This is a genomic window from Corallococcus sp. AS-1-12 (assembly GCF_020036995.1).
In the GTDB taxonomy this organism is placed as follows: Bacteria; Myxococcota; Myxococcia; order Myxococcales; family Myxococcaceae; genus Corallococcus.
Map to the genome: position 1 here is coordinate 511509 of NZ_JAIQDD010000004.1, position 21742 is coordinate 533250.

The 21742-nt window shown below is 72.3% G+C and carries 19 protein-coding genes; 6 read left to right on the plus strand and 13 right to left on the minus strand.

Translation table 11 applies throughout. The annotated features are described in order from the left end of the window. Positions 1 to 3: 3 nt before the first annotated feature. The 4 genes from K8556_RS09400 to K8556_RS09415 all read right to left on the minus strand — a co-directional run bounded on the left by K8556_RS09400 (position 4) and on the right by K8556_RS09415 (position 3410). Positions 4 to 1317 carry an AHH domain-containing protein gene (locus K8556_RS09400; protein WP_223739685.1) on the minus strand — a complete coding sequence of 438 codons (1314 nt, stop codon included), beginning with the start codon at positions 1315 to 1317 and terminating at the stop codon, positions 4 to 6. 12 nt (positions 1318 to 1329) lie between these two features. Beyond that, positions 1330 to 1728 (minus strand): STAS/SEC14 domain-containing protein, encoded by a 399-nt coding sequence (locus K8556_RS09405; RefSeq protein WP_223739686.1) that lies wholly within the window; start codon positions 1726 to 1728, stop codon positions 1330 to 1332. 84 nt (positions 1729 to 1812) lie between these two features. After that, positions 1813 to 2304 carry a CinA family protein gene (locus tag K8556_RS09410; RefSeq protein ID WP_223739687.1) on the minus strand — a complete coding sequence of 164 codons (492 nt, stop codon included), beginning with the start codon at positions 2302 to 2304 and terminating at the stop codon, positions 1813 to 1815. Further along, the gene (locus K8556_RS09415) at positions 2301 to 3410 is read right to left on the minus strand and encodes a GRAS family protein (RefSeq protein WP_223739688.1); all 1110 of its coding nucleotides are present in this window, start codon (positions 3408 to 3410) and stop codon (positions 2301 to 2303) included. Before K8556_RS09415 ends, K8556_RS09410 begins: the two co-directional genes overlap by 4 nt. A 532-nt stretch (positions 3411 to 3942) precedes the next feature. Between K8556_RS09415 and K8556_RS09420 the strand changes: the two genes are divergently transcribed. Next, positions 3943 to 4461, plus strand: a complete 519-nt coding sequence (locus K8556_RS09420; RefSeq protein ID WP_223739689.1) for a hypothetical protein — start codon at positions 3943 to 3945, stop codon at positions 4459 to 4461. On the opposite strand, the gene K8556_RS09425 is transcribed toward K8556_RS09420, so the two are convergent. The 5 genes from K8556_RS09425 to K8556_RS09445 are packed head-to-tail and all read right to left on the minus strand — an operon-like array spanning position 4430 to position 11684. Further along, positions 4430 to 5812 (minus strand): ATP-binding protein, encoded by a 1383-nt coding sequence (locus tag K8556_RS09425; RefSeq protein ID WP_223739690.1) that lies wholly within the window; start codon positions 5810 to 5812, stop codon positions 4430 to 4432. The two genes, K8556_RS09420 and K8556_RS09425, sit on opposite strands and share 32 nt — an antisense overlap. Continuing rightward, entirely contained in the window at positions 5809 to 7215 is a 1407-nt protein-coding gene (locus K8556_RS09430; protein WP_370639902.1) for a sigma-54-dependent transcriptional regulator, read from the minus strand. The genes K8556_RS09425 and K8556_RS09430 overlap by 4 nt, the downstream gene beginning before the upstream one ends. 42 nt (positions 7216 to 7257) lie before the next feature. Next, a complete protein-coding gene (locus tag K8556_RS09435; protein ID WP_223739692.1) occupies positions 7258 to 9678 on the minus strand; it encodes an ABC transporter permease in 2421 nt (806 codons plus the stop codon). An 18-nt stretch (positions 9679 to 9696) separates the two neighbouring features. Then, the gene (locus K8556_RS09440) at positions 9697 to 10440 is read right to left on the minus strand and encodes an ABC transporter ATP-binding protein (RefSeq protein WP_370639906.1); all 744 of its coding nucleotides are present in this window, start codon (positions 10438 to 10440) and stop codon (positions 9697 to 9699) included. After that, on the minus strand, positions 10440 to 11684 hold the full coding sequence (locus K8556_RS09445) for an HlyD family efflux transporter periplasmic adaptor subunit (RefSeq protein ID WP_223739694.1): 1245 nt from the start codon (positions 11682 to 11684) through the stop codon (positions 10440 to 10442). Before K8556_RS09445 ends, K8556_RS09440 begins: the two co-directional genes overlap by 1 nt. A 218-nt stretch (positions 11685 to 11902) precedes the next feature. Between K8556_RS09445 and K8556_RS09450 the strand changes: the two genes are divergently transcribed. The 3 genes from K8556_RS09450 to K8556_RS09460 all read left to right on the plus strand — a co-directional run bounded on the left by K8556_RS09450 (position 11903) and on the right by K8556_RS09460 (position 15148). Further along, positions 11903 to 12991: a hypothetical protein gene (locus tag K8556_RS09450; protein ID WP_223739695.1), complete on the plus strand. Its 1089-nt coding sequence runs from the start codon at positions 11903 to 11905 to the stop codon at positions 12989 to 12991. Positions 12992 to 13045: 54 nt separating this feature from the next. Continuing rightward, a complete protein-coding gene (locus K8556_RS09455) occupies positions 13046 to 14602 on the plus strand; it encodes an AMP-binding protein (RefSeq protein ID WP_223739696.1) in 1557 nt (518 codons plus the stop codon). A gap of 177 nt (positions 14603 to 14779) precedes the next feature. After that, on the plus strand, positions 14780 to 15148 hold the full coding sequence (locus tag K8556_RS09460; protein WP_223739697.1) for a response regulator: 369 nt from the start codon (positions 14780 to 14782) through the stop codon (positions 15146 to 15148). A 7-nt stretch (positions 15149 to 15155) separates the two neighbouring features. On the opposite strand, the gene orn is transcribed toward K8556_RS09460, so the two are convergent. From orn to K8556_RS09475, 3 genes are all read right to left on the minus strand, one after another. Continuing rightward, on the minus strand, positions 15156 to 15707 hold the full coding sequence (gene orn, locus K8556_RS09465) for an oligoribonuclease (RefSeq protein WP_014393105.1): 552 nt from the start codon (positions 15705 to 15707) through the stop codon (positions 15156 to 15158). 106 nt (positions 15708 to 15813) lie between these two features. Then, positions 15814 to 16272 carry an archease gene (locus K8556_RS09470; RefSeq protein ID WP_223739698.1) on the minus strand — a complete coding sequence of 153 codons (459 nt, stop codon included), beginning with the start codon at positions 16270 to 16272 and terminating at the stop codon, positions 15814 to 15816. A gap of 52 nt (positions 16273 to 16324) precedes the next feature. Continuing rightward, positions 16325 to 17011, minus strand: coding sequence for a phosphoribosyltransferase (locus K8556_RS09475; protein WP_223739699.1), 687 nt, complete (start codon positions 17009 to 17011; stop codon positions 16325 to 16327). A gap of 133 nt (positions 17012 to 17144) precedes the next feature. On the opposite strand from K8556_RS09475, the gene K8556_RS09480 reads away from it, so the two are divergent. After that, complete coding sequence (locus K8556_RS09480) at positions 17145 to 18056, plus strand: ribose-phosphate pyrophosphokinase (protein ID WP_223739700.1); 912 nt, start codon at positions 17145 to 17147, stop codon at positions 18054 to 18056. An 11-nt stretch (positions 18057 to 18067) separates the two neighbouring features. Continuing rightward, positions 18068 to 18820, plus strand: coding sequence for an enoyl-CoA hydratase (locus K8556_RS09485; RefSeq protein ID WP_223739701.1), 753 nt, complete (start codon positions 18068 to 18070; stop codon positions 18818 to 18820). Positions 18821 to 18898: 78 nt separating this feature from the next. Here K8556_RS09485 and K8556_RS09490 read toward each other — a convergent pair whose 3' ends face one another. Continuing rightward, positions 18899 to 21490: a M1 family metallopeptidase gene (locus K8556_RS09490; RefSeq protein ID WP_370639903.1), complete on the minus strand. Its 2592-nt coding sequence runs from the start codon at positions 21488 to 21490 to the stop codon at positions 18899 to 18901. Between the last annotated feature and the right edge of the window lie 252 nt (positions 21491 to 21742).

Consider the following 21742-nt stretch of genomic DNA (forward strand, 5'->3'; position numbering starts at 1 on the left):
GCGTCAGGGTTGCGTGACCAGCAAATTGAGGTGGGTGTTCTGCGTGGAGATCTCAGCTCCCAGTGACTCAAGCTCCTTCACGAGCGCCTTGCTGCACGCCTGAATGCTCCTGCACCTTCCCAGCGCCTTGCTCAGGCGTTCGTAGATTGCCTCATGATACTCCCGAGGATGCGGGCCTTTATGACCGGGCACACGGACGGTGTTCACCTCGTCATCGAGGGACATCCCTGCCCGGTCGAAGAGCTTCTGGAACTGGGGCGACCAGGGGCCACCATCGCGCGTCGCTTCCCACCACTTGTTCGTGGCGATGTGGTGCACGTGCACTTCGACCGGCGCTGGGACATTCGGGCCCTTCGTGCCCATCGCCACCGCGTTGGGTGCCAGGGCAATCGTCACCTCGCCGCTCGCGGACACCGCGATGGCTGAGACCTCCGCGGCGGCCACCAGCCGGAAGCCTCCTTGCTCCGCTCCCACCAGCGCGGCCTGTGCTGAGCCCGGCAGTGTCGAGACCCGGCTCGCCAGCGTCTGCGCCGTGCTGCCCAGCGCCGCCATCGCCAGCATCACGAAGGCCCGGGCCGCCTGCTTCCCCATCACCTCGCCGTACTTCTCTCCCGCGTCCCGGATGCCGTCGAAGGTCTCTGCCTCTTTCACCTCCGCCGCCAGCGCCCTCCAGCCCTGGATGAGACTCCACACCGTGTCCCAGCCCAGGTATGCAATCAGCGCCACCGTCAGCGTCGCCGCCACTCCCTTCGTCAGCAGCGGCTCCGGCACCAGCCACAGGCTGAAGTACACCGCTCCCGTCGTCACCAGCAGGGACACCATCGCCTCGGGGTCCACCATCCCCTCCAGCGCTTCGGCCGTCTCCTCCCACACCGAGTCCAACGCGATGCGGAAGGCCAGCGTCCGCTTGCCCTCCTCATCCAGCGTCAGTCCCCGGTCCAACAGGTGCAGACAGTCTCCGGACAGCCGCTTGCGCTCACACCAGCGTCCGTAGGCGGCCTCCAGCTCCGTGCTCCCTTGCGCCACCCGGACGCGCCCCTGGCTCGGGTCGTCCACGGACACGACGCCCAGGGAGGTCCTCGGACGCGCTGTCCCGGGATTCAACAGCCGGAGGGCTTCCCTTCCCGGCGGCGCTCCTCGCGCCAGCGTCCGCACCGCCTGCTCGAAGGTGTCCGACTCCAGCGTCACGGGCCGCGTGTCCGTGCGCGGCGTGTACTCACGCGCCCGGCCTTCTCCCGTGTCCAACCGCACCGTTCGTGACGTCGCGCAGCCCGTCACGAACAACACCCACAGCACGCACCACCCGCGCGCTGGCATGTTCGCTTCCGCTCAGCCTTGCAGCGCCACGCCCAGCTCCGCGTCTCCGTGCTTCAGCCAGGTCCTCGCCGCGGACTCCTGCCAGAAACGACGGAGGATCTTGTCCGTCCCGCTCCCGGACGCCACCCGGTTCAACTGCAACGCCACGATCTGGTTCTGCACCAGCTCCGCCACCCGCGTCACCCCGGAGCGCAACCCGTACTCCTGCACCCTCCGGATGAGGTCCGCCGCCTCCGGCGACGCCGGCCGGAACGTGCGCAGGTCCGCTTCGATCTTGATGGGCTGCCCCGCCACCTCATCCGTCGCGGCGCGCAGCTCCTCCACGAAGCGCTGCATCTCCTCCAGCCGGATGTAGCCCTCCAGCGCGAAGCTCACGATGGATTCCGCCCGGTCCACGTCGATTCGATACATCGAGGCCCCCTTCGTGAGACTGCGTCAAACCTTCTCCTCCATCCGCCCCGCGCGTGCCAACGTCCGGCGGGATGAGTCCCCTATTCAGGACTCCACTCCCACCTGCTCCCAAAGGAGGGCCAGCCCTCGCGCCGCCGCGGCCTGCCGCACCTGGCGCCGGTCCCCCTGGAACCGGTGACGCTCCACCACCGCGGCCCTCCCGCGCCGCTGCACCGCGATGAACACCAGCCCCACCGGCTTCGCCTCCGTCCCGCCCCCGGGCCCCGCGATGCCCGTCTCCGCCACCGCCCAGTCCGCCCACGAACGCTCCAGCGCTCCCGCGGCCATCGCCCCCACCGCCTCCGCGCTCACCGAGCCGTGCGCCTGCAACAACGCCAGCGGCACCCCCAACTGCTCCCCCTTCGACTCGTTCGAATACGGCACGAACGCGCGCTCCACCACCGCCGATGCCCCCGGCACCTCCGTCAGCGCCGCCGTCATCAGCCCTCCCGTGCACGCCTCCGCCAACACCAGCCGCACCCCGGCCTCACGGCACCTCGCGATGACCTTCGGCGCCAACGCCTCCAGGTCGCTCACGCGCCCTCCCCCGGCACCGCCGCCAACACCGACACCAGCACATCCCCCCGGAACGTGATGCCCACCGTGCCCTCCTCCACGCACAGCCCCACCGCCGGGTGCACGTCGCGGGGGCACACCGCCGACAGCCCGCCTCGCGGCGCGAAGCCCGCGCGCCGCAACCGCTCCCACCAGGCCAGGGCCGGCTCATGGCGCTCACACCGCTCCGACTCGTTCACCGTGCCCACGATGTCATCCACCTCCCGGCCGAAGAACCGCTTGATGGCGCGGCGCTCCGCGCTCGGGATCTCCAGCGTATCCAGCAGTTGGAACACCCGGGAGAAGTGATTCCACGCGTTCTTCAACCGCTCACGCGCCGGTGCGCGGTGATGATCCACGTGGGGCTCGCACATCACCACGCCCACCGGGCCCAGCGACGCGAGCCGCTCCAACACCGCGTCGCGCGCCTCCAGGCCCTTCGTCTCCTTCTCCGCCACGTGGTGCAGCGCGAACGCCGCGTTCACCACCAGCGGCCGGCGCACCGCTCGCAGCGCCGCCCACGTCGCCAGGTCCAGGTCCTCCACCGGCGACTCCAGCTTCACGAACTCGAGCGACAGCCCCACCTCCTCCGCCACCGCCAGCACCGCGTCGCGCGCCTCCACCAGGCTCGTGCCGCTGGGGTCCACCCCCACCACCGTCAGGTGCCGGGGCAGCGCGCCCGCCTTCGCCAGCGCTCGCAGCAGGTTGCACTCCTGCCGCCCCTGCCCGATGCCCACGTCCAGCAGCGTCACCTCCGCGTGTCCTCGCAGGAAGTCCGCGAGCAGCGCGTTCGCCACCGCGTCCGCCGCCGACGCCAGCGGCAGGTGCTTCATCAACCGCCGGAACAACTCAATCTGTGGCGCGCCGCCGTCCACCTCCGACGCCCGGTACGGATGCAGCGCCCCCGTCGCCCCCTCCAACCGGCGCGACAACGCGGTGGCGAACACCGCGTAGTTCTCGTCCTCGGGGATGCGCTCCGCATCCAACAACCGATAGAGCGAGGCCAGCGTCTCCACCGCGTCCATCGTCCGCGCTGACAACGCATGGTCCATCGCCCGGAGCAGCAGTTCGTCCTTCGGCGTGCGCATGCGCCCTCCCCGCGAAACCCTGGCCGTGGCTTCCGCTCGACATGAAAAAGTGTAACGACCGCCCAGGTCGCGGCTCCAGTGGGCGGCACCTCGGGACAGAAGGCCGTGCGCGTTCACACAGCGCGCCGCCCCTGGGGACGGAGTGGCGCGCCGCGAGGGCAATGGCGGTGTCTCGTGAGGCCCCGCGAGTCCTGGCGCCGCATCCCATGGACATCGCGTGAAAAGGCACTCCCGGGATTCGCCTCGCGGTCCGCCGTCCGGGGGGAGACTCCCCCTTACGGCGACGGGCCCGTGCGCTTCGTGCGGCTCTCCGTGGAATCCCTTACCTACGACGGCACCACCCCACCCGCTGGGTTCTATTCCCTCTCCGAATTGTCCATCTTTGAATAGTCATTGCGGGCGACCCTCCAACCCACGGAAGTTGTTCACGGGGTGGAGCCCGGGAGTTCATCCCAAACAAATAAATCAAGAAATAAAGGGCGAACCGTTCTTCTCCTGCAGCACCGCTCATTCGTGCCCGAGGAGGGCTCCAATGATTGCGCTGACCTGGACGTATGGGCAGCTCCTCAAGGGATTGACGGAGCGGGTGCGCCGGGTGGTGCTGGTGCAGGTGCTCATCCTGGCGCCGAGCTTCGGGGTGCTGGAGCTGGACCCATGGGGTCCTTCGCACCGGGGCCTTTCCCTGACACGTCTGGCGCTGTGGGGCTGCGCCGTGGGGCTGTTGTGGGCCCTGCACCGTTATGCCTTCGGGCGCTCGCGGGTGGCGTCGTGGCAGCGCGTGCTGTGGGTGACGGCGCTGTGCTGGCTGGGGCAGTGGCTGGGCGGCTTCGTCGCGCTGGAGGCGCTGCCGCGCTCGCTCCAGCAGTGGTCCGGGGCGCGGTGGATCCACGTGGGCTTCACCGTGCTGTTCTTCTGGGCGGCGACCGCGCTGCTCTACCGGCTGGCCGCGCCCCTGCCGGAGCCGGAGGCCGTTCCCGCCGCGCCCTCGGGGCCCGGGGCCGCCTCCGGCAAGAAGGGCTTCACGCGCGCGGAGCGTCCAGCGGGAGCCTGAGCCTCGCGCGGCAGCCCCGGCCGTCCGTGCGGTTCTCCAGGCGCAGGCTGCCTCCGTGCGCCTCGGCGATCTGCCGGCTGAGCGCCAGGCCGATGCCGCTGCCCTGGGGCTTGGTGGTGAAGAAGGGCACGAAGAGGTTCGCGGTGTCCGCGAGGCCGGGGCCTTCGTCCTCCACCCAGACCTCCACGGCGCCCGGCGCGTGCACCGCCCAGGAAACCCAGACACCGCCCGCGCCCCCGTCCGACAGGACCGCGTCCACGGCGTTGCGCACCAGGTTGATGAGCAGTTGCTCCAGTTGGTCGCCATCGCCAGACACGGTGAGGACGGGGCCCGGGCGCACGGCGACGGGGCGGCGCGGCTCCAGGGCCACCACGCGGCGCACCCAGGGCTCCACCTCGACGGGGCCCGGGGTGGGGGGCGGCAGGCGCGCGAGCCGCGCGTGGGCGGACATGAAGCGGGACAGGGCCTCCGCGCGGCGGGCGATGATGCCCAGGCCGTGACGGGTGTCCTCCTCCCAGTCCGTCGGGCGCGGCACCTGGGCGACGGTGTCCCGGAGGGCGTCCGCGATGGATTGGATGGGGGTGAGGGAGTTGTTGATTTCGTGGCTGAGCACGCGGACCAGCCGGCGCCAGGCTTCGCGCTCCTCTTCGCGCAATGCCAGACGCAGGTCGGTGAGCACGACGAGCTGGTGGGGCTGGCCGCCTTCGCGGAAGGTGCCTCGCCACAGCTCGTAGGGGCCGCCGTCCTGCTGCGCGAAGACGCGCGTGAGGCGGCGGGGGGCGGGGCCCTCCAGCAGGTCGCTCCAGCCGAGGGCGTCCGCGCGCTGGCCCAACAACTGCGCGCGAGGCAGGCCCACGAGCCGGGCGCCCGCGCGGTTCACCAGCTTGAGGGTGCCGGCGGCGTCGAAGGCGAGCACCGCGACGTCGATGGCCTCCATGACCTGGCCCAGCAGCGCGCCGGCCTCCATCGCGCCCAGGCGCTGCTCGCGCAGGGTGTCCCCCAGGGCGTTGACCTCCAGGAGCACCTCCCCGAGCGGATCCCCCGCGCGTCCGCCCCGGCCGCGCACGGAGTAGTCGCCCTCACGCAGGGCGGCCAGCAGGCCCGCGACGGTGTGCAGGGGCCGCACGACGCGCTCGCGGAGCGCCAGGCAGACCCCGGCGTGGACGCCCACCACCAGCACGGACAGCGTCCAGCGCACCTTGGCGGTGAAGTCCCCCGTCCACAGGAGCGCGAGCGTCACGACGACCGCGGGCAGCCCCGCGAGGACCGCGAGCCACGTCACGCGCAGGTCGTACGGCACCAGGGACCGCGGTTCGTGCGCGTCCTTGTCGTGCGCGGCGCCGCGGCTCACCTTGCGCCCTTGATGCCGTAGTACTGGAGCCGCCGGTAGAGCGCGCTGCGCGACAGGCCCAGCGCCTTCGCGGCCTCGCTCACATTGCCGTCGTGCCGGCCGAGGGAGCGCTCGATGAGGTAGCGCTCCACCTCCTCCAGCGTCATCTCCTCCAGGCGCGTGCCCGCTCCGCCCGGCGGGCCCATCCGCTTGAGCAGCAGGTCCTCCGCCTCCACGCGGTCCCCCACCGCCATCAGCAGCGCGCGCTCCACCGCGTGCTCCAGCTCGCGCACGTTGCCCGGCCACGGATACGCGATGAGCGCCTCCATGGCCCCCGGCGCCAGGTGGATGCCGGGCCGGCCGTAGCGCTGCCCCTGCGCCGCCAGGAAGTGCGTCGCGAGCAAAGGGATGTCCTCGCGCCGCTCCCGCAGCGGCGGCAACTGCACCTCCACCGTGTTGAGCCGGTAGAGCAGGTCCTCGCGGAAGCGGCCCTCCGCCGCCGCGCGGCCCAGGTCCACGTTCGTCGCGCTCACCACGCGCACGTCCACGCGCCGCGTCCGCGACGAGCCCACCGGGTGCAGCTCCCCCGTCTGGAGCACCCGCAGCAGCTTCGCCTGCTGCGTGAGCGGCATGTTCCCAATCTCATCCAGGAAGAGCGTGCCGCCGTCCGCCAGCTCGAAGCAGCCGATGCGGTCCGTCTTCGCGTCCGTGAAGGCGCCCTTCACGTGGCCGAACAGCTCGCTCTCGAAGACGCCCTCGGACAGGCCGCCGGAGTTCACCGCGACGAAGGGCCGGTCCGCGCGCGTGCTCGCCGCGTGGATGAGCCGCGCCACCACCTCCTTGCCCGTGCCGTGCTCCCCCGTCACCAGCACCGGCGCGGACGACGGCGCCACCCGCTCGATGAGCCTGCGCACCGGCTGCATCGCCCGCGACTCTCCCACCAGCGGGGAGCGCCCGCCCTGCTCGCGGCGCAGGTGCTGGTTCTCCTCCTCCAGCCGCCGGCCGCGCCTCAACGCCCGGGACAGCTCCACCTGCGTGCGCAGCGTGGCCAGCAGGCGCGTGTTGTCCCAGGGCTTCTGCACGTAGTCGCGCGCGCCCAGGCGCATCGCCTCCACCGCGCCCTCCACGCTGCCCCACGCCGTCATCACCACCACGGGCAGGAGCGCGTCCCGCGCGCGCAGCTCGCCCAGCAGGTCCAGGCCCTCACGCCCGGAGGTCGTATCGCGCGCGTAGTTCAGGTCCATCAACACCAGCTCCACGTCCTCCGCGTCCAGCGTGGCCTTCACGCCCGCGGGGGACTGCGCGCTCACCACGGTGTAGCCGTCGCGCTTGAGCAACAGGCGCAACGCCTCCAGCACGTCCGGCTGGTCGTCGGCCACGAGGATGCGGGTGGTGCGCGGGGAGGGAGCGGTGGGTTCGGACACGGGGGACGCCACGGTGAGGGACTGTGCCAGAAAGGAGGGAACTCAGTCGGCCCGGAGCGCGATGATGGGGTCCACGCGCGTCGCCCGCCGGGCAGGCAGCCACGACGCCCCCAGCGCCACCCCGGTCAAGAGCAGCGCGACCCCGCCGAACGTCCACGGGTCGGCCGCCGACACGCCATACAGCAACGACCCCAACAGCCGCGCCAGCCCCAGGGACAGGCACAGCCCCACCCCCACGCCCGTGAGCGACAGGCGCAGGCCCTGCGCCAGCACCAGCCGCAGCACGTCCCCCCGCGCCGCGCCCAGCGCCATGCGGATGCCCAGCTCCCGCGTGCGCTGCGTCACCGAGAAGGCGATGACGCCCGACAGGCCCAGCGCCGCGAGCAGCAGCGCGACGCCCGCGAACAGCCCCATCACCAGCGCGGACAATCGCCGGGGGCCCGTGGACTGGTCCATCCGGTGCGTGAGCGAGGACACGTCGAACAGCGGCAGGTCCGCGTCCACCGCGCGCACCTCCGCCTCCACCTGGGCGCGCAGGGCCTCCGGGTTCCCCGACTTCACGCGCACCGCCAGGCCCATGGACACGGATGGCAACTGCGACAGCGAATAGTACGCCGCCGGGCGCGCCGGCACGTCCAGGCCCCACTCGCGCAGGTCGTCCACGATGCCCACCACCGTGGTCCACTGCATGTCCTTGCCGTGCAGCTTCAGGCGCTGCCCCAGCGCGTCACCTTTCGGCCAGAAGAGGTCCGCGAAGGAGCGGTTGATGACCACCGCCCAGGGCGCCTCCGGCCCGTCCGAGTCCTCCAGGAGCCGGCCCTGCCGCGGGTGGACGCGCAGCGCGCGCAGGTAGCCCGGCGTGACGGCGCGGAACTCCACCGCCTTCCACAGCTCGTCCGGCTGGCGCGGACGCCCCTCGATGTCGAAGCTGTTGTCCGTGGAGCCGCCCAGCGGGAGCACGTTCGTCAGCCCCGCGGACTCCACGCCCGGCAGCGACTGGAGCCGGGGCAGCAAGGCCTGGAGGAAGGCCGCCTGCTTCGCCCGGTCCGGGTACTGCACCCGGGGCAGCGCGAGCTGCCCGGTGAGCACGCCGTCCGGCTCGAAGCCCGCGTCCACGCGCTGGAGCGCGAGGAAGCTCTTCACGAACAGGCCCGCGCCCACCAGCAGCACCAGCGCGAGCGACACCTGCGCCACCACCAGCGCCGCGCGCAGCCGGCCCGTGCGGTGGTTCCCCGTGGCGCGGGCGCCCTCGCGCATCGCCGCGTGCAGGTCCGCGCGGCTCGCCTGGAGCGCGGGCACGAGCCCGAAGAGCACGCCCGTGAGCACCGACACCCCCAGGGTGAAGAACACGGAGGCCAGGTCCAGCTTCACGTCCTGCGCGCGCGGCAGGCTGTCCCCCACCGTGGCCACCAGCGCGTCCGTGCCCCACAGCGCGAGCAGCAGCCCCACCGCGCCCGCCACCAGCGACAGCACCAGGCTCTCCGTGAGGAACTGCGCCACCAGCCGCAGCCGGCCCGCGCCCAGCGCCGCGCGGATGGACACCTCGCGGCCGCGCGACACCGCCCGCGCGAGCAGCAGGTTCGCCACGCTGGAGCACGCCACCAGCAGCACGAAGCCCACCGCGCCCCAGAGCAGCCACAGCGTCTCGCGGACCCCGCCCACCACCTGCTCCTCCAGCGACTTCACGCTCATGGACCAGCCCCACCGCCGGTACTGGTCCACCAGGTCCGCGGGGCGCGCGTTGCCCATGCGCACCAGGTCCGCGCGCGCCGCGTCCAGCGTCATGCCCGGCTTGAGCCGCGCCATCACGCTCAGGAAGCGGTTGCCGCGCCGGGACTCCTCCTGCTGCTCCGGCGTGGGCGCGAAGGGCAGCACCGCCTCCATGTCCTCCGGATGGACGCCGCCCGGCGGCAGCACGCCCACCACCGTGCGCGGCACGCCGTCCAGCCGCAGCGCCCGCCCCAGCACCTCCGGGTCCTTCGCGAAGAGGGTGCGCCACGCGGTGTCCGTGAGGATGACGACCGCGTCCAGGCCCGGCGTCTCCTCCTCCCGCGTGAAGCCCCGGCCGAGCACCGGCGCGACGCCCAGCGTGGGCAGGAACGACGCCGTGGCGGCGACGACGCGCAGGCGCCGGGGCGAGTCCCCCCCGGTGAGCGTCATGTCGTCGGGCCGGAAGGCCGCGAGCGACGCGAAGGCCTTCGTGTGCGTGGTCAGGTCCCGGTACTCGGGGACGGAGTTCGAGACCTCCTTCAGGCCGAAGGCGTCGAAGTTCGGGGCCAGAAGCACCAGCTCCTCCGGCCGCGTGAACGGCGGCGGGGTGAGCAGCACGCCCTTCACCACGCTGAACACGGCGCTGTTCGCGCCGATGCCCAGCGCCAGCGTCAGCACCGCCACCGCCACGAAGCCGGGGGCGTTCTTCAGGGAGCGCCACGCGTAGCGCAAGTCACCGAGCAGGTGTTCCATGGCCGTGTCCCCCGTCCTTCAGCGAAGCTGTTCGTCCTGCACGACGCGGCCGTCGAACAGGCTCACCGTGCGCGTGGCGATGCGCGCGTGCGCCGGGTCGTGCGTCACCATGCAAATGGTGGAGCCCGCCTTGTGCAGGTCGGACAGGAGCTGCATCACCGCCTCGCCGTTCTTCGAGTCCAGGTTGCCCGTGGGCTCGTCCGCCAGGAGGATGAGGGGGTCGCCCGCCACGGCGCGCGCCACCGCCACGCGCTGCTGCTGGCCGCCGGACAACTGCCCCGGCAGGTGCCGCGCCCGGTGCGCCATGCCCACGCGCTCCAGGGCCCGCTCCACGCGCTGCCTGCGCTCCTGCGCGGGCAGGCCCCGGTAGGTGAGCGGCAGCTCCACGTTCTCGAAGACGGTCAGGTCTCCGATGAGGTTGAAGCTCTGGAAGATGAAGCCGATGTGCTGGTTGCGCACCTTCGCCCGGTCCGTGGGCGACAGCTCCAGCACGCTGCGGCCATCCAGCAGGTAGCTGCCGCGCGTGGCGGTGTCCAACAGCCCCAGCACCGCGAGCAGCGTGGACTTGCCGGAGCCGGACGGGCCGACGATGGCCACCCATTCGTTCTGGCGGATGGTGAGCTGGATGTTGGAGAGGGCGTGCGTCTCCACCTCCTCCGTCTCGAACACCTTGGTGAGCCCGTCGAGCTGGAGCAGCGCCCTGCCCGGCACCGCGCCCGGGGCCACGGCCTTCGCCTCGCCGTCGTTCGTCATCGTCGTCATCATCGCAGCCTCACGCGCTCCACCGCATCCCACGCGGTCATGTCCGACAGCACCACCTGATCGCCTTCCGAAAGTCCCTGCACGACCTCCACCGCGTTCACCGAGCCGCGGCCCAGCTTCACCGGGATGCGCACCGCCTCGTCGCCGCCGGGCAGCAGGCGGAAGATCGCCAGCGTGCTCTCCGCCTGGGCGCCCGCGGGGCGGCCCACGGACAGCACGTCGTCCAGCCGCTCCAGCTCCACGGTGCCCTCCACGGTGAGGTCCGGCCGGGCGCCCTTGGGCAGCGTGTCCGGCAGTGACACCTCCACGCGCACCGTGCCCTGGCTGGCCGCGGGGGCCACGCGCGCGACGGTGCCCTCCACCACGCCGTTGCGCGTGTCCACCCGCGCCTTCAGGCCCGGGAGGATGTCGCGCGCCTGCGTCTCCGCGATGCGCAGCTCCGCCTTGAGCCGCTCCGGCTTGACCACCTTGGCCAGGAGCACGCCGGGCGTCACCCACTGGCCCAGCTCCAGCGGCAGCTCCTGGAGCACGCCGTCCTCGCCCGCGAGCACCTTCATGGACTCCACCTGCTGGCGGCGGAAGCGCGCCACGGCCTTGAGCCGCTCCACCTGCTCCTGCTGGGACGCGAGGCGCTGGCGCAGGCTCTGGGACATCACGTCCAGGCGCTGGCGCTCCAACTCCAGACGCTGGCCCGCCTCCCGGGCCTTCTCCTGGGCCTGGCGCGTCTCCAAGTCGCCGACGTAGGACTTCTCGAACAGGGCCGCGCTGGCCTGGGCGCGGCGGGTGGCGTCGGCGGACTCGGCGGTGAGGGTGGCCACGGTGGCCTGCTGGGACAGCCGCTGGGTCTGGAGCACCTCGCGCAGCTCCAGGAAGTCGCCTTCGGCGCTCGCGAGCTGGCGTTCGGCCTCCAGGGCCTGGAGCTGCACGTCCGGGTTGGACAGCTCCAGCAGCAGCGTGCCCGCGGTGACGGTGGCGCCGGGGCGGACGTGGATGCGCTCCACGCGGCCGGCGGTGTCGGCGGTGAGCCAGCGGATGGATTCAGGCACGAGCGAGCCGGTGCCCTTCACCTGGCGCACCAGCGGGCCGCGCTTCACCGTGTCCAGCCACACCGAGGCCCGGTCCACGGTGGGCGCGGCGGGGCGCAGCCGGGACAGGCCCACCGTCACCGCCACGAGCGCGGCGAGGCCCAGGGCGGCCAGGAGGTAGGGTTTGCGGCGGGGTGCGCGGGGCTTCGGGATGTCCACGCCCCGGGCCATAGCGAGCCGTGTGCCAGGGCTTCGAGCCGGGCCAAGCCCCTGGAAACACGAAGGTGGCGGAGGGCTGTCCGGCCGCGTTGACCGCTTGCGCGAAGCGCGCGTCCCAGGAACGGACACCGCGAAGGCGTGTGCTGGGGCTGAATAGAAACAGCGTCAGGCCGTCTGGCTGCTCGGTTCAATTCCCACACAATTTCGAGGAACACCTCATGCGCTCCACCGCTCTGCGGACGCGCGCCGGCATGCTGCTGGCCGCGACGCTGCTGCCCTTCTCCGCCTTCGCCGATGCCCTGTACCTCCAGCTCACGGAGGTGGGCAGCGAGGTGGAAGCCAGCGGATTGACGGCGAGCACCGTGGCGGAGCGCACGCGCTATGGCATTGGCGAGGCGCTGAAGAGCGCCACCACGGAGGCCATCCTGCTGGACGCCCAGCACGAGGGTTCACCCGACGTGACGGTGAGCGCGAAGGTGACGCGGGCCGGGGAGAAGTACCGGCTGACGTATCAACTGGCCACGACGCACACGCCGGTGCGCACCAAGACGCTGGCGTACGATTTCGTCAATCCCAGCCTGAGCGACAAGGGCTCGGTGGTGATGGCGCAGGCGGTGCTGGCCGAGGCCCAGAAGCTGGAGGCCGCGAGCCAGGAGACGCCGGTGGCGGCGGCGGAGGTGCCCGCCGCGGCGGGCTCGGACTCGCTGGTGTCGGAGCGTTTGAGCAACGACGCGTCCCGTTATGAGGGCATGGACGGGGACTCGATGGGGCGCGAGACGGAGAGCCCGCGGCTGCCTCCCCGGCGCGGTGGCCGGACGAACCTGGACCTGGGCCTCGCGTTGGGATTCAACAGCCCGTCCGGCATCTTTGGCGGTGAGCTGGAGTACCGGGTGGCGCCCATCCTGGGGCTCAACCTGAGCGCGGGCACGGGGGCCTGGGGCTTCCGCGTGGGTCCGGTGGCGCGCCTGTATCCGCTGGGCGAGGTGCGCACGAGCCCGTTCCTGGAGGCGGGCATGAGCTTCAACATGGGCACGACGTCGACGACCACGCTCACGATTGGCGACGAGTCGGAGGTGTACACGACGGAGAAGCTGTTCACGCCGGTGGCGACGCTGGCGGTGGGCATGCGCCAGTCGATGGGCCCCATGTACCTGGGTCTGCGCGCGGGCTGGGGCTTCCGCCTGCGTGAGGACAACTGGAACACGTCGGACGGCCGCGACCCGAACCTCCTCGACGCGCTCGATATCGGAACCAGCCAGCACGGCGGCTTCCTGTGCAGCGTCACGCTGGGCATGTCGCTGTTCTGAGGCGTCGAGGAACGCCGCGCCTGGCGTATCCCGTCCCAGGTAGGCTCGCGCGCCATGCCGGCCTCCCTGCTTGAAGTGTTCCTGGACCATGCCCGTCACGAACCCTCGCGCCCGCTGCTCTCCTTCGAGGGCACCACGTACTCGCGCGGACAACTGGCGGAGCGGGTCACCGCGTTCGCTCGCGGGCTCAAGGCCCGGGGATTGGCTCCTGGCGACCGCGTCGCGCTCTTCCTGGAGAACAGCGACGCGTTCGTCGTCACCTGGCTGGGCGTCCAGGTCGCGGGCTGCGTCGCCGTGCTCGTCAACACCGCCTACCGCCAGGTCGAGCTGGCCCACATCCTCTCCGACGCGGAGGTGAAGGTCTGCGTCACCGGGACCTCCGGTGCATCGGAGCTGGTGCCGCTGCGCGACCAACTCCCCTCCCTGCAATGGCTCATCACCGTGGAGCCGCCTCCTCCCGGACTGCCCTCCGTGGCCTTCGCGGACGTGCTCGCACAGGGCGCCGCGTCCACCGCGGCCCTGCCCCTGCCCCGCGCGGAGGACCTGGCCGTGCTCGGCTACACGTCCGGCACCACCGGCCGCTCCAAGGGCGCCATGCTCCAGCACCGGCAACTGCTCGCCAACGTGCGCGCCGTCACCGAGGCGTGGCGCTGGACCGACGCGGATCGGCTCCTGCTCACCCTCCCGCTCTTCCACACCCACGGCCTCATGGTGGGCCTGCACGGCACCCTCTTCTCCGGCGCCAGCGTGGACCTGCGCCGCCGCTTCGTCGCCTCCGAGGCCCTCACCGCCCTGCATGACGACGCGTCCCTCACCCTCTTCTTCGGCGTGCCCACCATGTACGGCCGCCTCCTGGAGGAGTCCCGCCGCACCGGCGTGACGCCGCACCCCCTGCGCCTGTGGGTCTCCGGCTCCGCCCCCTTGAGCCCCCAGCTCTGCCTGGACATCGAGGCGCGCTTCGGCGCCCGCATCCTGGAGCGCTACGGGATGACCGAGACCCTCATGAACACCACCCAGCCCTACGACGGCGAGCGCCGCCCCGGCACCGTGGGCATGCCCTTCCCCGGCCAGGAGGCCCGCGTCGTGGACGTGCGCTCCCGCCAGCCCCTGCCCCGCGGCGAGACAGGCGAAATCGAGGTCCGCGGCCCCCACGTCTTCACCGGCTACTGGCGCCGCCCGGACGCCACCGCCGAGGCCTTCGACGCCGACGGCTGGTTCCGCACCGGTGACCTGGGCGAATGGGACCCGGACGGCTTCCTGCGCATCACCGGCCGGGCCCGGGAGCTCATCATCAGCGGTGGCTTCAACATCTATCCCCGCGAAGTCGAAGAGGTCCTCACCGCGCACCCCGCCGTCGCCGAGGCCGCCGTCCTGGGCCTCCCCGACCCGGACTTCGGGGAGCAGGTCGTCGCCGTCGTCGTCCCCCACCCCGGCGCCCCCACCGACGCCCAGGCCCTGGTGGACTGGTGCCGCGAACGGCTCGCCGCCTTCAAGAAGCCCCGCCGCGTCGTCTTCACCGACGCCCTTCCCCGCAACGCCCTGGGAAAGGTCCAGAAGCACATCCTCAAGGAGCGCCTGGCTGGCGCCCAGGACACATCCACCGCCACCTGACCAACAGAACCCACACCGGCCCCTGGCCGAACTGGCGCGCGGACCTACCTTCTGCGGCGAGAGAAAATGGAGCCACCGCGTGAAGTCCCACCCCGCCCGCATCCCGTCCCTCCCACCCCGGGCCTCCGGGCCGACGGGGGTCCCGGGGCCCGTGCGAGCGGTGGAGGGGGGCCGCGCATGAAGCGGTTGCTCATCGTGGACGACGAGCTCGCCATCGTGGAGGCGCTCGAGGACATCCTGTCCCTGGAGGGCTACGACATCGTCACCGCGTACAACGGCGACGAGGGCCTCCAGCGGCTCCTGGCCTCCAAGCCGGACCTGGTGCTGCTGGACTTGATGATGCCGGTGATGGACGGCGGAGAGCTGCTGCGCCGCATCCGCGCCCACCCGGACCTGTGCGACCTGCCCGTGGTGGTGATGAGCGCGGGCCGCCTCACGGACGAGGAGCGCCGCGCCAGCTCCCACTTCCTGGCCAAGCCCTTCGAGCTGGACGACCTGCTGGGCACCCTCCAGAAGCAACTGCCCGCGGACGAGGCCCGCGCCTGAACGGCGCTCAGCCCGGCGTCGCGCGGAAGAGGACGTCCCGGTAGTACTGCAGCTCGCTGATGCTGGAGCGCAGGTCCGCGAGCGCGGTGTGCCCGCTGGGCGGCTTGCGCGGCTCCACCAGCGCCGGGTACCAGGCGCGCGTAATCACCTTGAGGCTGGTCACGTCCACCATGCGGTAGTGCAGGTAGCGGTCCACCATGGGCATGTGGTCGATGAGGAAGCGCCGGTCCGTGTGGATGGAGTTGCCCGCGAGGATGCCCTCGCCCAGGTCGCAGTAGTCCGCGATGAAGGACGTCACCTCGCGCTCCACCACGCGCAGGGACGACGTGGACGCGCGCACCTTCTCCAGCAGGCCGTTCTTCGTGTGCATCTCCCGCACGACGGGCTCCATGCGCTGGAGCATCTCCTCCGGCTGCCAGACGACGCGCTCGAACTCGCCCAGCGGCCGCAGGTCCGGGCCGGTGACGATGATGCCCACCTCGATGATGCCGCAGGTATTGGGGTCCAGCCCGGTCATCTCCAGGTCGAGCCACACGAAGCGGATGTCACGGGAAGCCATGTCCGGAAGGGTCCTGGTCGCGAAGAGGGAAACGTCCCTATAGCAGCCCGGAGCCCCGGTGCATCCCTCGCGTGGACGAATCCGCCCGCCGCGCCCGCCTGCCTCCCTAGAAGTCCACCAGCGCCTCGGCGGTCCACACGCCCTCCGGCCCCTGGCGCACGGACACCTGGGTGAACGACGCGCCCGTCAGCGCCACGTGGGTGCCGTGGCGCGCCTGTCCCGCGCGCTCGCCGAAGCCGTGGCCGAAGAGGTTCAGCCCGTCCAGGCGCACCACGAAGCACTGGAAGCGCAGGCGCCGTCCGCCGGCCATCGCGCCCACCACCGCCCGCAGCCAGTCCGCGAGCAACTGGTCGTGGTCCGCGGACTGGCAGTCCACCTCCAGCTCCTCGTGCGCCTCCACGCTGCGCGGGTCCGTCACCAGCGCGCAGAGTCCCAGCGCCGCCATCTCGAAGGCCTGCTCCATGGAGCGGCCCACGCCCCGCACCCCGAGCAGCTCATCGTGCGTGAAGTGCTCCCAGTGCGTCCGGGGCCTGCGGTCTTCCGCGTGCACGGTCTCCACGTCCATACGTCCTCCTCCTGTCCTCGTCGTCGCCTGCTTCCCAATCCACGCCCCCGCGTCAGAACCACCACCCGCCCGCCACGTCCGGCGCCGGGCCCTGCGCCCGGGCGGGGCTGGCCTCCCGGGCGCGGGTGAGCCAGCGCCGCAGCTCGTCCTGGCTGAGCGCGGGGAAATTGTCGTAGGCCTCGGAGACCTCGCGCAGCGCGGGGTCCAGCGTCAGCGCGTGCACCGCGTCCGCGCGGCTCCGGATGAGCTCCAGCGAGCGCGGCGTCGCCACGCCCACCGCCACGACGCGCTGGCGCGCGCCCTGCTGCTTGAGCGCCAGGAGCGCCGCGGCCATGGTCGCGCCCGTCACCATCCCGTCGTCCACCAGCAGCGCCAGGCACCCGCGGATCCTCGGCGTGAGGCCGCCGCGCAACTGCCGCGCCTGCCGCTCCACGTCGTCCACCTCGTCGCGCACGAAGCGCTGGAGCATCTCCCCGGACAGCTTCGCCTGGAGCACGGCCTGGGGGTCCAGGTACAGCCCGCCGCCCTCCGTCACCGCGCCCAGCGTGAGGCGGCCCCCCGGCACGCGCAGCCGGCGCGCCACCCACAGGTCCAGGGGGGCCCTCAACCCCCGGGCCACCTCGTACGCCACGCGCAGCCCGCCGCGTGTCAGCCCCAGGACGCACACGTCCCCGGAGCGGTAGGGCGTCAACACCCCCGCGAGCTTCTGTCCCGCCTCCGCCCTGTCCCGGAAACGCATTGGCCAGCCTCCACCCCCGGAAGGTGGTCTTCCCTCCGGAGTGTGTCGGCGGAGGCACGTTCAGTGGCTCTCCTGTCGGCATGCCCGGGGGGCCAGGGCACCGCGAGCACCTCCCGCGCTAGGGTGTCCCCCCATGACGCCCATCGCCCTCGTCGTCGGCAGTGCCAGTCCCCACCTCGGCCGTGCGCTCGCCCAGGCGTTCGGCGCGGAGCCGGTGGGAGTGAAGCGGGAGCGCTTTCCGGATGGAGAGCTGCACATCGAGGTGCCCCCGGAGGAGGTGCGCGGCCGCCGCGTCGTCATCCTCCAGTCCTCCGCCCCGCCCGTGGGGGAGAACCTGATGGAGCTGCTGCTGCTCGCGGACGCGTGCTGGCGGGCGGGCGCGGCCTCGCTGGAGGCGGTGATTCCCTACGTGGGCTACGCGCGCCAGGACCGGCGGGCGCGGCCGGGCGAGCCCCTGGGCGGACGTCTGGTGGCCGACATGGTGTCCCACGGCCGCTTCACGCGCGTGTTCACCGTGGACCTGCACAACCCGGCGCTGGAGGGCTGCTTCGGCGCCCCGCTGGAGCACCTGTCCGCGCTGCCGCTGCTGGCGGACGCGCTGCGCCCCCACGTCACCGACACGACCGTGGTGGTGGCGCCGGACCTGGGCGCGGTGAAGCGGGCGGAGGCGCTGGCGAAGCTGCTCGGCCGCCCGTGGGCGGTGGTGCACAAGGCGCGGCTGAGCGGCAAGGACGTGGAGACACTGGGCCTCCTGGGCCAGGTGCGCGGCATGCGCCCCATCCTGGTGGACGACATGGTGTCCACCGGCGGCACGCTGGCCGCAGCGGCGAAGGAGCTGAAGGGCGAGGGCTGCGTGGACGACTTCATCCTCGCCACCACGCACGCCCTGCTGGTGGGCCCCGCGCTGGAGCGCCTGCGCGGCGTGCCCGTGAAGCGGCTGTTCAGCACGGACAGTGTGGAGCACCGGGAGGACCTGCCCTTCCCCCACCAGGTGGTGACGCTGGCCCCGCTGCTCTTGCGCGCACTGCGGCCCGACGCGCGTTAGGCTGCCCGGCCATGTCCGACACGCTTCTGACGCAGCTCGACGCAGGGGTCTTCTCCGTCACCTTCAACCGGCCGGAGAAGAAGAACGCCTTCACCCACGCCATGTACGAGGCCGCCACCGCCGCCCTCCAGGAGGCGGAGCGCCGCGACGACGTGCGGGTGGTGCTCCTGTCCGGCGCGGGCGGCGCGTTCACGGCGGGCAACGACATTGGCGACTTCCTGGAGCACCCGCCCACGGGCGAGGACAGCGCGGTGTTCCGCTACCTGCGCGCCCTGGCCGGGCTGAGCAAGCCCGTGCTCGCGGCGGTGGAGGGCGCGGCGGTGGGAATCGGCACCACCATGCTCCTGCACTGCGACTACGTGGTGGCCGGGGAGAAGGCGCGCTTCAGCATGCCCTTCGTCAACCTGGGCCTGTGCGCGGAAGGCGCCAGCAGCCTGCTCCTGCCGCGCGCGGCGGGCTTCGCGCTGGCGTCGGAGCTGCTGCTCTTCGGGGACCCGTTCGACGCGGCCACCGCGCTGCGCGCCGGCATCATCAACAAGGCCGTCCCGGAGGCGCAGTTGAAGGACGTGGCCACCGAGCGCGCCCGCGCCCTGGCCCAGCGCCCCGCCCAGGCGCTGAAGGTGACCAAGGCGCTCATCCGCGGCCCGCTGCGCGAGCAGGTGGACGCCGCCCTCAAGCGCGAGGGCGCCGAGTTCGTCCAGCGCCTCGGCTCCGACGAGGCCAGGGAGGCCTTCATGTCCTTCATGTCGCGCGGCCGGAAGTAGCCCTCCCCGCCGCGACGAAGGCCTCCCTCCCGGGTCCGCGTGCCTGTCACGCGGACCCGGTGTCGTTCCAGGGACGGACTACCGGGGCGCGGGCGGCGCCTGCGGCGTCTGGGCCGGCTTGCCGGACAGGAAGGCCCCGATGCTGGCGCCCTGGGCCTCCTTCAGCGCGATGCACTGGTCGACGATCTCCAGCACCTGCCGCAGCACGCGGTCGGCGCCGGGCTCCCGGGCCACGCGCGGCTCGAAGAAGGCGGCCACCTCCTGGCGCCTGGACGCGTCGCAGTAGCCGGCGCCCAGGTACGGCAGCCGGGACGCCATGCCGTCCGGCAGCAGGCCCGGCTTGCCGTCGGTGCCCACCAGCGTGTCGTAGTGCGCCTTCAGGAACTCCACCGCGGTGTCGCGGGTGCGCGGGTCGCGCGACGCGCCCATCAGGAGCCACAGGTTCTCCCGCAGGTCCTGCTTCGGGTCGAGCAGCAGCGCCAGGTTCACCTTCACGAGCTCCGGGTCCGTGGTGTGGGACAGGCCGCCCAGCAACTGCTGGCGCTGGTAGCGGCTCTGCTCCGCGCGCAGGGCCTCCATCAGCTTGCCGTGCAGGGCCGCGTCCCCGTGCTCCACGGCGATGGCCAGCACCGCGCTCACGACGTCCGGCGCCACCGCCTTGCGGTCCTTGAGCCACGCCTCCGCCAGCGTGCGCGCCTCCGCGACGAGCTTCGGGTCGTTGCCCTCGTTGCCGGCGAGCTCCAGCAGGCGGGGGCGCAGCAGGCGCAGGTCCTCGCTCTCACCGGCGCGCGGCTTGAAGCCCAGCTTGCGCGCGCGCGGCCCGAAGGTGTCGCGCACGTAGCGGGCGCGGTCCGCTTCCTGCGCCTGCGTGAGCAGCCGCGACGACACCAGGTCCATCAGCTCCAGGCCCGCCTCCAGCACCTGCCGGTCCGGGTCCTGCGCCACGCCGGTGAGCAGCGGCAGCGCGTCCGCCGCGGGCATCAGCCCCGCCTGCGCGAGCGCCAGCGAGTCACTCAAGAGCACCACCCGCTCCGCGCGCGACAGCTTCGACAGGCCGGACTTCATCAGCCGGGCCCGCGTGTCGTCCGCCAGGCGCAGGCGGTAGTAGCCCGCGCCGTCCGCGTTGGGGAACACCCACGCCGGGCACGCCTTCGCCTCCGGCAGCTCGACCTCCGCCTTCGCCTCCGTCATCAGCGTGCACGCGGTGGCGTCCTTGCCCGCGCCCGGGTACTTCACGCACACCGGCACCTTCCACGACTGCGCCCCCGGGGCCTTGGAGCCCAGGCGCACGTAGCGCTCCTGGGCGAGCGCCACGCGCGGCTTGCCGCCGTCACACAGCAGGGTCGCGGTGATGAAGGGCGCGCCCGTCTGGTCCAGGAAGCTGTTCATCACCTGGGCCACGTCCTTGCCGGACTCGGCGGCCAGCGCGTCCAGGAAGTCCTTCGCGGTGGCGTTCTTCCCCGCGTGCGCGCGGATGTAGCGCTGGATGCCCTTCTGGAAGACGTCCCGGCCCAGCCACGTCTCCGCCATGGCCAGCACCGCGCTGCCCTTGCCGTAGGTGATGCCGTCGAAGGCGTTCTCGATGTCACCCGCGTCCTGGATGGGCTGGCGGATGAAGCGCGCGGCCACCAGGCTGTCCGCGTCCAGCGCGCCGTTGCGGTCCTGCACGCGCTCCACCGGCGCGTCCCACGTGGGCTGCCAGGACTCCACGATGCGCGGGGTCATCCACGACGCGAAGGACTCGTTGAGCCACAGGTCGTCCCACCACGCCAGGGTGACCAGGTCGCCGAACCACTGGTGCGCCAGCTCGTGCACCTGCACGTTGGCGAACGCGCGCTGGCGCCAGACGGCGTCCTCCTCCGGCTTCGCCAGGGCCAGGCGCGAGTTGAACGTCACCAGGCCCGGGTTCTCCATGGCGCCGGGCATCAGCGGCACCGCGAGCACGTCCAGCTTCTCGTACGCGTACGGGATGCCGAAGTACGCCTCCAGGCGCTCCAGGATGTCCGGCGTCACCTTCGCGGCCCAGGCCGCCTCGCTCGCCCGGCCGCGCGGCGTGATGATGCGCGTCTTCACCTGCTTCTGCCCCGCGTCGCGCGCGGGCAGGAAGTCGAACGGGCCCACGCCGAAGGCGATGAGGTAGCTGGGCAGCGGCTGCGTGGGGGCGAAGCGGAAGATGCGCCAGCCGTCCGCGCCCTTCTCCTCCGCCAACTGCGGCGTGTTGGTGACGGCCACGTTGCCTTCCGGCACGTGGAAGGTGAGCTGCCACGGCACCTTGAAGCCGGGCTCGTCGAAGGACGGGAAGGCGCGGCGCGCGTCCAACGGCTCGAAGTGCGTGTAGATGTACCAGTCGCCGCCCTCGTTGACGCGGAAGGCGCCGGAGTTCTCGCGCTCGGACGCGGTGCCCGTGTACGCGAGGCGCAGCTTCGCGCCGCCCACGGCCAGCGGCTTCTCCAGCGTCAGGCCCAGGAGGTCCTCGCCGGCGGAGGACGCCTTGAGTTTCTGGGTGACGCCCCCCTGCTCCAGCGTGGCCTCCTTCACGGCCAGGTCCTTGCCGTGCATCCAGATGACGTTCGTGGCCCGGGCCACCTCCAGCGTCACGTCGACGGTGCCCTCGAAGGCCTCCGCCTTCGGATCCATCTTCAGGACGATGGCGTACTTCGTGGGCCGCACGTCGTCCGGCAGCCGCAGTTCGGGAGGCTTGGGCGCGGTGGCTGCACTGAGCTCGGAGACAACGGGGGGCGTTTCAACGGCACCGGGAGCGGGAGCGTTGCCCTGTCGGGCACCACATGCCGCAAGGAAGGTTGCGGTGGCCAGGGCCACCGGACGGAGCAGGTTGGGCATGGCCGCGCAGTGTGGACCAGAGCAGCCTGGCAAGGTAGCGACGCGCGCGCGGTGCGTGGCCTTGCTGTCAGGTCGTGTTCG